10 protein-coding genes are annotated in these 12,946 nt (G+C 48.1%); 8 read left to right on the top strand and 2 right to left on the bottom strand.

Annotated features, from left to right (window positions below; translation table 11 throughout):
• The first annotated feature begins 97 nt into the window (after nt 1-97).
• The 8 genes from WCO51_03730 (at nt 98) to WCO51_03695 (ending at nt 10,225) form a co-directional block, all read left to right on the top strand.
• Entirely contained in the window at nt 98-874 is a 777-nt protein-coding gene (locus WCO51_03730) for a class II aldolase/adducin family protein (protein ID MEI6512367.1), read from the top strand.
• Entirely contained in the window at nt 874-2,565 is a 1,692-nt protein-coding gene (locus tag WCO51_03725) for a zinc-binding dehydrogenase (protein MEI6512366.1), read from the top strand. The genes WCO51_03730 and WCO51_03725 overlap by 1 nt, the downstream gene beginning before the upstream one ends.
• 29 nt (nt 2,566-2,594) lie before the next feature.
• Nucleotides 2,595-3,908: an aspartyl protease family protein gene (locus WCO51_03720; GenBank protein MEI6512365.1), complete on the top strand. Its 1,314-nt coding sequence runs from the start codon at nt 2,595-2,597 to the stop codon at nt 3,906-3,908.
• Nucleotides 3,909-4,020: 112 nt separating this feature from the next.
• Nucleotides 4,021-5,139 carry an AI-2E family transporter gene (locus tag WCO51_03715; protein MEI6512364.1) on the top strand — a complete coding sequence of 373 codons (1,119 nt, stop codon included), beginning with the start codon at nt 4,021-4,023 and terminating at the stop codon, nt 5,137-5,139.
• A gap of 185 nt (nt 5,140-5,324) precedes the next feature.
• A complete protein-coding gene (locus WCO51_03710; GenBank protein MEI6512363.1) occupies nt 5,325-5,504 on the top strand; it encodes a hypothetical protein in 180 nt (59 codons plus the stop codon).
• Between the two features lie 17 nt (nt 5,505-5,521).
• Entirely contained in the window at nt 5,522-6,796 is a 1,275-nt protein-coding gene (locus WCO51_03705; GenBank protein MEI6512362.1) for an alpha-L-fucosidase, read from the top strand.
• 136 nt (nt 6,797-6,932) lie between these two features.
• A complete protein-coding gene (locus WCO51_03700; GenBank protein MEI6512361.1) occupies nt 6,933-7,949 on the top strand; it encodes a zinc-binding dehydrogenase in 1,017 nt (338 codons plus the stop codon).
• Nucleotides 7,950-7,951: 2 nt separating this feature from the next.
• On the top strand, nt 7,952-10,225 hold the full coding sequence (locus WCO51_03695) for a glycoside hydrolase family 95 protein (protein ID MEI6512360.1): 2,274 nt from the start codon (nt 7,952-7,954) through the stop codon (nt 10,223-10,225).
• A 139-nt stretch (nt 10,226-10,364) separates the two neighbouring features.
• On the opposite strand, the gene WCO51_03690 is transcribed toward WCO51_03695, so the two are convergent.
• Both WCO51_03690 and WCO51_03685 read right to left on the bottom strand, forming a co-directional pair.
• Nucleotides 10,365-11,006, bottom strand: a complete 642-nt coding sequence (locus WCO51_03690; protein ID MEI6512359.1) for a PEP-CTERM sorting domain-containing protein — start codon at nt 11,004-11,006, stop codon at nt 10,365-10,367.
• Between the two features lie 473 nt (nt 11,007-11,479).
• Nucleotides 11,480-12,508: a hypothetical protein gene (locus WCO51_03685; protein MEI6512358.1), complete on the bottom strand. Its 1,029-nt coding sequence runs from the start codon at nt 12,506-12,508 to the stop codon at nt 11,480-11,482.
• Nucleotides 12,509-12,946 lie beyond the last annotated feature (438 nt).

The following is a 12,946-nucleotide window of genomic DNA, read 5'->3' as shown; positions in this document are numbered from 1 at the left end:
AGATTTTTGGAATTCGGCCTTTCTCCTTCTACCTGTTGAACCTATAGCTCTGCTTATTGCATAATATGGGTAATACAACGAAATTGAAAGGAATATTATGGACGATAATGCTATGCTTGACCAACTTATTATGATGTCGAATCGGATGGCTCATCCGGATATGGATTTAGTAATTTTGGGCGAGGGAAATACCTCTGCGAAACTTAATGATCAGGAATTCTGCATCAAGGCCAGCGGGTTTCAGCTTAATGGAATACAGGCAGACGGGTTTGTGAAATGCCGCTTCGACCGCATCATCCCAACCCTCGACCAACCTAATTTGAATGATGAGCAGGTCAAAGAAACCCTTTTGGGCTGCCGCTGCGATCAAAGCACTAATCTTTTACCCTCAGTTGAAACCTTCTTCCATTCGTATTTGCTAACCCTGCCTGGGATTAATTTTGTTGCTCATACTCACGCGACAGCTGTCAACAAAATTTTGTGCTCAATTAATTGGCGGGCGATGGAACAACCGATGTTCCCCGATCAAATCGTAAACTGCGGAATTGCGCCTTGCATGATTGAATTTACCGATCCGGGCAATGCGCTTTCCAAAAAACTTCGCGAAAAAGTTGAAGAATATGTGCACACTTATGGGGTACTCCCTCGCATGATCCTTATGCAGAACCACGGCATTATATCCTTCGGTGAGACCGCTAAAGCGGTTGAAGCAACGACATCGATGGCTGTGAAGACTGCCCGAATTTTATTGGGCGCAATGCAAATGGGCGGCGTTCATGCTTTTAGTCATGAAATTGCACAAAGGATTCAAGACCGCCCTGACGAACATTATCGTCAAAAGTTGATTGATGGCTTGTCTAGGAAGGAAAAATAATGGAAGTAGAAACTTTACCAAAGAATAATTTAGAATGGCATTTATATGGCGCAGGCCTCGATAACTTGGGCGATGAAGGCAAACCATCTGTGGTTCCTATGCCGGAAGTCGGTCACAATGAGCTATTAGTCCGCATCGAAGCTTGCGGCTTATGCTTCAGCGATACCAAGGTCATTAACTTAGGCGACAATCACCCTAAGCTGACGGGCAGAAATCTTAAGACCGATCCAGTGGTTCTTGGGCATGAAGCGACTTGTACCATTGTTAAAGTCGGCGATGCGATAAAAGAACGTTTTAAAGAAGGAGTCCGCTACATCGTCCAGGCAGACGTATTCTTCAATGGTAAATCCATGGCGTTCGGCTATGTGTTCAAAGGCGGATTGGCTCAATATCAGGTTCTTCCAACAGAAATGATCGATGGCGATGCTGGAACCTACCTGCTGCCTATCAAGACGGATACGGGCGTTGTTGAAGCTTCTCTCGTCGAGCCTTGGGCCTGCGTTGTTGCTGCTTATAACATTAATTACCGCCATAACATCAAAGACAAAGGCAAGATGCTCATCATTCAGGCAAGCGGCAAGGCAGATATAGCCGAGCTATTCAAAGCCGGTATTCCAAGCCAAATTCTCACACTAGGCCTCTCGGGTGATGTGGAAGACCAACTGCCTGAGACCGAAATAGTTGATTTTGAAGGCGCTCTCGATTGGGACCAAATTAGGGCAGATTACACTGATGGCATGGGATTTGATGATATCTTGTTAATTGGCGAAGTGCCTACCGATGTGATCGAAGCGGCAATCCTGCAACTCGCCTATAGCGGTGTGTGCAGCATCTCTCGAACTACTCCGTTCGATCGCCCCATCAAAACCGATGTTGGCCGTATTCACTATGACAACTGGCAGATTGTCGGCACGACCGGAACCGATATGGCAAAAACCTATGAAGCCAAACGAACTGCCGAGCTTATAGCCGGCGGCAAGGCCTGGTTCATCGGCGCTGGCGGGCCAATGGGACAAATGCACGTTCAACGAGCGGTCCAACTTCCCAATCCGCCTAAACTTGTGGTCGCTACGGACGTGGATGGCGAACGGTTAGAAACTTGCCGAGAACGTTATGGCGCGTTGGCTGAAAGTCGCGGCATTAAGTTCGTAACTATTAATCCAAAAGAAATGACTCCTGATGAATTCGACGCGAAGTTGAAAGAGCTATCGGGTGATGGTTTCGATGATGTCGTCTGCATGGTGCCTGTGGTGCCTGTAATCGAGCATGGCTCAAAGTGGGTTGGACCAAACGGAGCGATGAATATATTTGCAGGCGCTGCACGCGGCACTATCGCTAACTTTGAGTTGACTCCTGTCGTCACAAAAGGCGTCCAATATTATGGGTCGAGTGGTTCGAGTATGGATGATATGAAGAGCGCGCTTGACCTGATGGAAGAGGGCCAGCTTCAAACCAGAGCATCACTGGCTGCTATCGGCGGAATGAATGCAGTTAAAGAGGGGATGGAAGCGGTGATTAAAGGGCGATTCCCCGGCAAGATCGTCATCCTACCTCACTTTGTTGAGCTACCACTGATGGATTTGGATGAACTAAAAGGCAGATACCCTACGGTCTATACCAAGCTAGAACAAGGCCGTTTCTGGACAAATGATGCAGAGCAGGAGTTACTCCGGGTTGCGCGTGATACGTAGGGGTTAACATTCAAGGAGAAAATCGCATAATGAAAAGGGCCACTGTTTGGATAACCGTGATGCTAATGGCTCTGAGCGCATGGGGCGCTGCCGTATCGCCACAGCATGTGCGTGCTCCTGCCTCAAAAGTCGTCCCAAAAACGACAACCAAGCCGCTTCAGAAGGTCATTGAGATCCCGTTTGTATTTAGGGATGATATGATTATTATTAAAGCGCTGGTGAACGGAAAACGGACGGGTAACTTCATGTTCGACACTGGTTGGGGCAGCGCCCTTGCTATCAGTTCGGAATTCGATGTCGGCGATCCAAAAGGCGAGAGCATGGGAATAAGCCCAACCGGTGTTGTTGTCAATAAAACCTATAAAGTTAATAAGCTGCAAATCGGCGAGCTTGATGTGACGAAGTCTGTAGATGTAATGGCAACACAGCTCGATTGGGGTTCCGGTACGCATAAAGAACCAATTGATGGGATTATCGGCCTTCAATCTTGGTGGGAATACGTTCTCGAAATCAATATGAAGGAAAAGAAGATGCGCTTCTATCCTCGAGAGATGAAAGACCTCACCAAAATGAAAGCCGACGGTAAAAGTTCGTGGCTCATTCCTATCGACCCAACCAGCGGTACTTTCGCGATTTATTTACCTGTATCTATAGGAGGAAAGCCGGGCAAAATGGTACTCGACACCGGGTGTATTGGCCAGGCATTCGTTATCTTCCGACACGCAGCCGAAAGGTGGGGGATATACCCTAATAAACCTGAATTCGTTCATGGCGCCAGGGATGTCAGTGGCACCCACGACACCTATGAATGCTATATCCATGATATAGGAATAGGGCCTATCCACATCGATGATGCCACTGCTTCAATCCAAGGGGCTATCAGCTCAAGCCAAGAAAAGGATGGCCTTATTGGGACAAAATTCTGGGAGAATTATAATACTTGGATCGATTTTCGAGGACGTTATGTTTTCCTTGAAAGGTGGCAGACAGAGGACTATATCCCAAAAGAAGGTGAGATAGGGGTACTCACCGATTTTGATCAGATTACAAACCGCCTCCTTATCTTCTTTGTTATCAAAGGCTCTCCTGCGGAAAAGGCTGGGCTTAAAAGAGGGGATATGATCGCAGCTATCAACGGCACTCTCATTCAACCGGCTACCTATAAAAGATGTCAGGATGCCTTAAAAGGCAAACCGGGTGAAAAGGTCAGAGTATCTCTATTCGTTGGTAATGAAATTAAGACCTATGAAGTGGAGCGCAAGATATTGGTGAACGGCACACCGACTCCCCACCCTGCAGCTCCTCCCGCTGCCCAACCAAACGTAGAAACCACAACAAAATAAGAAGTCGTCTTTTTATCTTTTTGTCAGTTCGTTGAGATAGTGATTGAACGGGGGCTTCGATTGAACGGGTTGGTATGATAAAATATCATACGTTTAAATTAGGAGGGTTGATGTGACTAATAAGCAGGTCTTAACGGTTGGGGATATCCGTGGACTCATCGTGTTTGGGGTGCTTTTTACTGCATTGGTCTTTCTCATACTTCGCTTTATTGCCGCTATCATAGGGATCGTGATCCTGTTCAGCTTGGTGGCCTTGATCGTGATTGTGCTGAATCCCTGTGTTGGTTGGTTGGAACGCCATAAGATACCCAGACCATTATCCGTTGGGGTCATGGCACTGCTGATGTTAATCACTATCGGCGTTGGTATCTGGTTGGTTTTTCCTTTAGCCGCTAGCCAAACAAGAGATCTATTTAGCCATCTCCCTACTTATCTAAATAATGTACAAGGATGGCTTACAGCTAAAGGAGGGAAAATTGGCGCGCAGATTCCTTCTGTCAATCCAAACCGGATAAGCCAGATGCTTTCGCAAGGTACTGGTCAAATCCTTTCCCGCATCGGCACTTATACGCTTAATGCTGTTAGTCTTGTGGCAAGCGCAATTGTCTTGTTTATTAGCGTGATTTACATCCTCGCCAACCCGAAGCCAATAGTTGAAGGACTTTTAAATATAGTCAAAGCGGATCACAGAGATTTTGCGACAAAATTGCTTCAAAAGATAGGCTTTATGATGCGTCAATGGGCTTTATCCCTGGGCGTGGGAATGCTAGCCATCTTTTTACTCACATGGATTTTGCTTGGACTTATTTTGCATGTGCCCTATTCTTTTCTCTTTGCTATATTAGCTGGATTGCTTGAGATCGTCCCAACCATCGGCCCTATTTTATCGGCAGTTCCACCTACTCTGGTAATGCTGGCCGACAAGCCCATTATGGCTCTTTGGATTATTATCGGCTTTGTTGTCATCCAACAGATCGAAAACAACCTAATTGTCCCACTGGTATATGGCAGTGGATTGAAGCTTCATCCAGTTAGTGTGATTTTCACTGTATTGGTAATGGGCGGATTTTTCGGCATAATCGGTATTTTCCTCGCAGTACCTACCTTAGCCGTTATTAAAACCATCTTCGAGGAACTCCACCCCTCTCAGAATGGGCCGAAAGATAAGACTGACGTCTCACAAAAAGCCGACCAAGTAATCTCTGGCGATACCAAAGAAGAACCTGAGTAGCCCATAGCGCCGGTATCTCACCGACTCAGGGATTTTCTCGCTCTCGATTCGCACACCCTTCCCTGCAATTACTAATGCTTTTCCTCTTCAACCATTAACCTTTGCCGGATTGCGCGGGTAGAATCGCGGGTAATGTGTGCGCAAAAGTTAGGCATAAAGGAGTTTCAGGTTCCGGATAAGTTCAAATGGTTCCTTCACGACCTGTTTGGGCTGTTTATGCATTGGGGCGTCTATGCGATGGCCGCTCGGCATGGAATAGACGGTTATACCGAAAGAGTTTGGCGAAATCCAATACCCTTGCTCGCGGGCTGCCCACCATCAAACCTGATGTCACGATCCCTGTCATCGAACTTTTCATGAAATAATCTAGGAGGAATTCAAAATGGATAACAATCCTGTATTCGTACCCGATAAATGGAAGTGGTTTGTCCACGACCGATTTGGCATGTTCATTCACTGGGGCACTTATGCCCTGGGAGCCCGCCATGAATGGCTAAAGGCCAATGAGCGCATCAAGGACGAGGACTATCAGAAATACTTTGATATGTTCGACCCTGACCTCTACGACCCAGAGGAATGGGCGAGTTATGCCAAAGCCGCAGGCATGAAGTATTTTGTCATCACCACCAAGCACCACGAAGGCTTCTGCCTTTGGGACACCAAGTACACCGACTATAAAGCCCCTAATACCCCCTACGGCAAGGATCTCATTCGCCCCATGGTCGATGCATTCCGCGCCGAAGGGATTAAGGTTGGGTTCTATCATTCATTAATCGACTGGCATCATCCTGATTTCCCCATCGACAGTCTGCACCCAATGACCGCCAATCAGGAGTTGCGCGAAACCAACCCTAAGCGCGACGTCAAAAAGTATGCTCAGTACCTATACAACCAGGTTGAAGAGCTTCTTACCAATTATGGTCAAATCGACTATCTCTTCTTCGATTTCTCGTATCCCGGCGAAGACGGCAAGGGACGCGATGATTGGCAATCCGAAAAGCTCATCGCCATGTGCCGCAAGTGCCAGCCCAACATCATCATCAACGACCGCCTCAATCTCGAAGACGTCGAGGGTGGCTATGATTTCGTGACCCCTGAGCAAAGTCAGGAGCGCGAATGGCCAACCCGTAACGGCAAACGCGTTTTGTGGGAAACTTGCCAAACCTTCTCAGGCTCATGGGGCTACCATCGCGATGAGACTGGCTGGAAGAGCATTGACCAACTCGTCAAAATGCTTATCGACACCGTCAGCCGAGGCGGAAACCTTCTGCTGAACGTAGGCCCAACGGCTCGCGGCGAGTTCGATGTACGCGCAGAAGAGAGTCTGCTGGGCATGGGCGAGTGGATGAGGCTGCACGGTCGTTCTATTTACGGCTGCACCGAAGCTCCCAATGAGTTCCCGCAGCCCCAGGATTGCCGTCTAACCTACAACCCTGACAAGAAACGGCTCTACGTCCATATGTATAGCTGGCCCATAGGCGAAATTGCTTTTGACGGTTTTGCCGACAAGGTGGCCTATTGCCAATTGCTCAACGATGCATCCGAACTCAGTATGCACCCAAGCAAAGGCGATAATCCTCGCAATACTTTAGAAGTCCGTCTCCCCACCCTCAGACCGAATGTGCAGGTACCGGTTATCGAGATGTATCTGAAGTAGTTCGTATTTCAGACGAAGGTGTTAGGTATTAGGAGATAGGTGATAGGGCAGAGGGATCGAAGCTAGATCCGTAAATCTGGACCTATCACCTAAAACCCATCACCTATCACCTTGCCTGAATACCAAGGAGCGCAGTATGAAACAGGTCAAGATATTAGGAAAGCGCCAGGTAGGTTTGATTGATGTACCCGATCCAAAAGCTATCGCGAATTGGGCGGTGGTTAAAATACACGCCACACCGATGTGCAACGAGTATCATGCTTTCGAAGAGGGTAACTGTTGTTCAGGTTTTGGCCATGAGGCGGCGGGGGAAGTCGTGGAAGTGGCTCAACCTTGCCGTGTAAAAGTTGGTGATCGAGTTGTGGTGCAGCCTGAATATTCTTGCGGTAAGTGCAGACTGTGCGTTCAAGGCGACTTCATCCACTGCCAGAATTCATACGATTTCACTTCCTTCACAGGCTCGGAGACGGGATCTGCAACCTATGCCCAATATATTGTCAAGCCTGATTGGCTCCTTAGTCCCATCCCCGATGATGTCACCTATGAGCACGCTTCCCTTGCCTGCTGTGCATTAGGTCCATCCTTTGGGGCATTTGATATGATGAAGCTCGATTCTTTCGACACAGTGCTCATCACTGGTCTCGGTCCGGTCGGAATGGGCGCCATTGTGAACGCGGCCTATCGAGGAGCGCGAATTATAGCGATCGATTCCATTCCCTGGCGAATGGAATACGCAAAGGCTCTTGGCGCTGAAGTTGTTTTGGATGGCAGCAGCGAAAACGTTGTTGGTCAGATTCGTGAAGTAACCGATGGTCACGGCGCGGATAAGACAATCGATTGCTCAGGTTCACCAAAAGCCCATCGGGTATGTATTGAAGGAACGGGAGTTAAAGGGATTGTCGGCTTCGTCGGTCAGTGCAGCGATGCAACGCCAGTTTATATCAGCGGCGATCTAATCGGCCCAGGACGCACCCTCTTCGGGGCATGGCATTATAATCTAAACCTCTTCCCCAGCATTATGCAGGTTATACAGCAATCGCCCGTCATCGATCGGCTTGTCACCCACATCTTCCCGATGAGCCAGGTGCAGAAAGCCTTCGAAGTCTCCGCCTCACACGAATGCGCTAAGATTATCCTAAAACCCTGGGAGTAGAAATGAATAGCCAACTAATGCTCTGGTATCGGCAGCCTGCGAATGAGTGGATTGAAGCTCTACCCATCGGCAATGGCCGATTAGGGGCGATGATCTTCGGTAAAACAGCCAACGAGCGCATCCAGCTTAACGAGAATACTCTTTGGGACGGCCACCCGCAGGATGCTAATAACCCTGAAGCCTTGGAGTATCTCCCACAGGTTCGAAAGCTTATTTTCGAGAGCAAGAACGGTGAGGCTCAAGAACTTGCATCCAAGCACATGCTCGGCAACCCCTGCCGTGTGAAATCTTACCAGTCCCTCGGCGATTTATGGCTAGATTTCGAAGGACATGATGAGGTCACTGACTACCGACGTGAGCTGGATTTGGAAACGGGCATGGCGCGGGTGTTCTATAAGATTGGCGATGCCCAGTTCATAAGAGAGATATTTGCTTCAACACCAGACCAGGTTATAGCCATTCGCCTCACCTGCGACAAACCCGGACAAATCAGTCTAAAAGCCAAAATGACCCGCGAACAGGATGCCGAATGCATTGCAGCAAACGCGCATCAACTCATTCTAAGAGGGCAAATTGGCAATCAGTGGATGAAGTTTGAAGCTCACCTGTTTGCCCTTCCAGAAGGTGGGGATATATCAGCGAATAAAGACTCTCTCTCAATCACAGGCGCCAATTCGGTCACCCTTCTCCTTGCCGCAGCCACCGATTTTTACGGCAATGACCCATTAGCATCCTGCGAGAATGCCCTACGCGCAGCCACGATGAGTTCCTTTTCAAAAGTCATCAATGCCCACGTGGAAGACCATCAGCAATTATTCAACCGAGTGCAATTGAACTTGGGGGAAAGCCCATTTGATGAGTTGCCGACTGATGAAAGGCTAAATGCGGTTCAAGAAGGAGCGGATGACCCCGGATTGATGGTACTTTACTTCCAATTTGGACGGTATCTGCTCATGGGTTCATCGCGACCTGGGCAACTTCCGGCGAACCTGCAGGGTTTATGGAATGACCTGATTGAAGCGCCCTGGAACTCGGACTACCACACGAATATCAACTTGCAGATGAATTACTGGCCGGCGGAGGTAACCGGCCTCAGCGAGTGCCACACGCCCCTTTTCGACCTCCTGCAAACCCTTATTGAACCCGGACGAAAAACGGCCAAGGTCCATTATGGCTGCGGCGGGTTTGTGGTTCATCATCTCACCGATATTTGGGGTTTTACTGCGCCTGCGGATGGGGTTTGGGGCGTTTGGCCGATGGGCGCTGCATGGCTGTGCCAACATCTTTGGGAACACTATTTGTTTGGCGGCGATTACAATTACCTCCTCGATAACTCGTACCCAATCATGAAAGAGGCCGCCGAGTTCTTTCTGGACTTCCTCCTCGAAGATCCTAAGGGTCGGCTCGTCACTAACCCGTCACATTCACCGGAAAATTCGCTCATAATGCCTGACGGAACGCGAACAGATTTCACTTACGCCGCCACTATGGATATCATGATCATCCACAATTTATTTACCAACTGCATCACGGCAAGTGAAACTCTGAACTTGGAGGCCGACTTCCGCGATAAGTTGAAATTGACATTAGATCGTTTAGCTCCATTGCAGATCAGCAAGAGCGGGCGGCTTCAGGAGTGGGCTGAGGATTATAACGAATCCGAACCGGGTCATCGGCACATGTCTCACCTGTTCGGTTTTCATCCGGGAAATCAAATCACCCTGAGAGGAACGCCCGAGCTAGCAGAGGCAGCAAAGAAGTCACTTGAGTTCAGACTAGCTCATGGCGGCGGTCATACCGGTTGGAGCAGGGCATGGCTTGTTAATTTCTTCGCACGATTTGAAGAAGGCAACACCGCCTATTCCCACTTAAAAACATTGCTTCAAAAGTGTACGGCGCCAAACCTATTCGATATGCACCCACCCTTCCAAATCGACGGCAACTTAGGCGGCTGTGCAGGAATCGCCGAAATGCTCCTGCAAAGCCACACGGGTGAACTCAACATCCTCCCTGCCCTCCCCGCTATTTGGCCCGATGGGGTCGTTTATGGTCTTTGCGGGCGAGGCGGCTACAATGTTTCAATAGGTTGGAAAGCCAGCCGTCTAACCCATACGCTCATCACCACTTCATTAACAAACACCTGCACCCTCAGGGTCCCCCTTGGCCAAACGGTAACTGACGTTCAAAGTAATAGCAAAGTAGATTTCGAACACCTAGAACCCTCAGTAATCCGCTTCAAAGGCCACGCAGGGGAGACTTATCGGGTGCTGTTTTAGGGAAGGCGAAGGGAGCATCTTGAATAATGACGCATCATAGATGAGTAAGATTACATCCATCTACAATAAAACAGAAACCGGCGACCGATACTCATAAAGCAAGTTTCGTCCGCCGGCTATAATGTGTTATACGCCCAGTTTAAGCGCGCTTGCGGCGTGCAGCAAGTCCGACAACTCCAATAAGTCCAGAGCAAAGAGCCATAAGACTGCCGGGTTCAGGAACGCAGACGGTATCGATTCTGATCTCGTCTATTAGCGAGCCCATGGGGTTGCCAGTAAGAGTAATCGTCTCATTATCAGGGTTAGGCACAATGTGGAATGACCAGGTATCTGCCCACCAAGCCCCACCATTAGGTCCAGCTTCTAATAATTCGGTGTTGAATCCGATCAACTGGGCTATCGGATTTACTTGCACATTGGGGACATCGCTGATATCCTTCCAATACTTCACCCATAGTGTGATGTCCTTATAGGAATTGGGACCTGCATTCGGACGGTTGGGGATGGTTAGAACAATGGAGCCTGTTCCAATATCCCAGAAACCTTGTGCTGAACCGTAGACATCCGGCATGGTATCCCAATAACCAGTGCCATTTTCATCTACCGTAATCAAAGCAGTCGGCGAACCATAGGGATTATTCACAGGATCCGGTGTGGCAGGGTTAGCATCTGTGGCAAACGTCCAGGTTTGGGACGTCGAAGCGGACGGAACTGAGGCAAATGCCCCTGACACTGTACATGCAATCAATACAATTAAAACAAACAAAGCTGAAGCTTTCATCGAATACTCCTTCTATGTATTATCTACATAAGACCTTCTTTAAATTCTATACTAAAAACGAAGCAATTATTGGACCACAAAGTCCTTTTTTGGAAATTTAACTGTTAAATTGGTACTACTACCAGTTAATTCCCTTTGTTTAGATTGGATCACCTACTATATCAAAGTTAGTGATTACTAGGTTGATTTTAATGTCATCCAGGCATACTTACCTCCATTTAGTCCAATTCAGTTATATCGCTAAACACTACGCGTTTTACGGGTACTTCCGCATTAACCAAAAGAGTTCCGTAATATTCGGCGCTGTTCCCTCTGCTGTAGGAACTCTGCCAACTGCGCAGTAGCTCTGTTTCCTGATTCTCTATCGCGATTCTCCCTCTAGAGAATATGTTAATTGACCGTGTGACAAACGGCCCAATCAGTTCGACCTCAATGCCTGCAGAGAATGCTCTTGCTTAATTAATAGAACAATCTTAGGTTCCGGATCCTCCGAAGTTACCGATGACTCTAAGAAAGTCCAAGTCATCCGTTTTCTCGTCGCCGTTGCCGTCGCCAAGAATAGCATCCGGAAGGGGTTTTCCAAAGTTGCCGATGACTCTCAGGAAGTCCAAGTCATCAATCTTGTTGTCATCATTGTTGTCGCCGCACTGACAGCTAAAGGCCTGTGGGGTTACGCCGGTTATAGTTTGGCTCAAAGCCTTAAGAGGCTTCACTTTGATTTTATGTGCAATATCAGTTAAGCCAGGGATTGTACAGGTACGTACAGAACCGGTGCCTGTAAGGGCGACAGGATTGCCGGCATAGAGCACGTCATCAACCGTTACGGTCGCGGTCGTCGGCGCGTCTCCGCCAGCCCAATCCACCAGGGTGACCGTGCAAACAAAGTCCACGGTTGTCGGAGGAGGTTCTGTGTACCGAGTGTCCACCACAATTCTGTCTATCTGCGAACCCGCTGTAGGGTGGCCTTTTACTGTAATAACCTCAGAATTCATATTAGGATTCACGTGGAATATCCATAGATCCAGATACCAAGCTCCGCCCGTAGGACCCGATGCTACCAACGTGGTTGTCTTGTTTATCTGTATAGCCGTTGGTGTTACCAGTACGGTCGGAGCGTCATTGATATCCTTCCAATAAACAACTTGAACCTGGATATCTTTTGATATGTCATAACCCAGGTATGGATGGTTAATAATGCTCAACGCGATTGATCCTCTGGCAATATCCCACCAGCCCTGCGCTGCACCGTATACAGCCGGAATGCTATTCTTCCAACCACTGCCAAATGGCCGCTCGTAGTCAATAACTGCGCTCGGCATGCCATAGGGATTGCTTACAGTCTCCGGAGCGGCAGGGTTACTATTTGTGTTAAATCCCCATTCTTCAAATGTTGAACCGGCTGATCCGCGCCACGGAGGTGCGTTCGGGTCAGATGCAACCGCAATGTGCGCCATACATAAAGTTATCGCCATTAGGGCAACAACAATAAGTTTTGATAGCATTTTCCCCTCCACTATTAGCCGCAAGCTTATGACCTTTTCATTTGATATCACGCTCGGATAATTCGTTTCACTGAGCTTCTTGTTCATCGAAAAATTCCTTTTAGATGCACGGCATCCGCTAACTACTGATACCGTCTATATATAATTCGCTTTTGCCACTCGAAAACGGACAGAATTTGCATACTTTTTTCAAATTTCTTTTAGATTTATTTTTTTGAACCTGAAATTATTTTTAGGCAAACCCTATTTGTCGTTAATTCGCAGCGGGGTAACGGATAATATGTACCAAAGCTAAAATCAGGGAGGGCTTTTAGACCCTCCCTGATTATTGTTAGTTCACTAAGGCGATTATTGAGTATCGCCGGTCTTGAACCAGTTGGCTATCATGATGTCGTAGTCGAGTACAGTGACTACGCCATCGCCGTTAACGTCGGCAGC

The organism is bacterium, from assembly GCA_037131655.1.
Classification (GTDB): Bacteria; Armatimonadota; Fimbriimonadia; order Fimbriimonadales; family JBAXQP01; genus JBAXQP01.
This window is presented reverse-complemented; position numbering and strand designations above follow the sequence as displayed.

Bases quoted from the DNA above. Each gene is read 5' to 3' on its own strand.
- WCO51_03730 (MEI6512367.1), top strand. From the start codon at position 98: ATGGACGATAATGCTATGCTTGACCAACTTATTATGATGTCGAATCGG.
- WCO51_03725 (MEI6512366.1), top strand. From the start codon at position 874: ATGGAAGTAGAAACTTTACCAAAGAATAATTTAGAATGGCATTTATAT.
- WCO51_03720 (MEI6512365.1), top strand. From the start codon at position 2,595: ATGAAAAGGGCCACTGTTTGGATAACCGTGATGCTAATGGCTCTGAGC.
- WCO51_03710 (MEI6512363.1), top strand. From the start codon at position 5,325: ATGGTTCCTTCACGACCTGTTTGGGCTGTTTATGCATTGGGGCGTCTA.
- WCO51_03705 (MEI6512362.1), top strand. From the start codon at position 5,522: ATGGATAACAATCCTGTATTCGTACCCGATAAATGGAAGTGGTTTGTC.
- WCO51_03700 (MEI6512361.1), top strand. From the start codon at position 6,933: ATGAAACAGGTCAAGATATTAGGAAAGCGCCAGGTAGGTTTGATTGAT.
- WCO51_03695 (MEI6512360.1), top strand. From the start codon at position 7,952: ATGAATAGCCAACTAATGCTCTGGTATCGGCAGCCTGCGAATGAGTGG.
- WCO51_03690 (MEI6512359.1), bottom strand. From the start codon at position 11,006: ATGAAAGCTTCAGCTTTGTTTGTTTTAATTGTATTGATTGCATGTACA.
- WCO51_03685 (MEI6512358.1), bottom strand. From the start codon at position 12,508: ATGCTATCAAAACTTATTGTTGTTGCCCTAATGGCGATAACTTTATGT.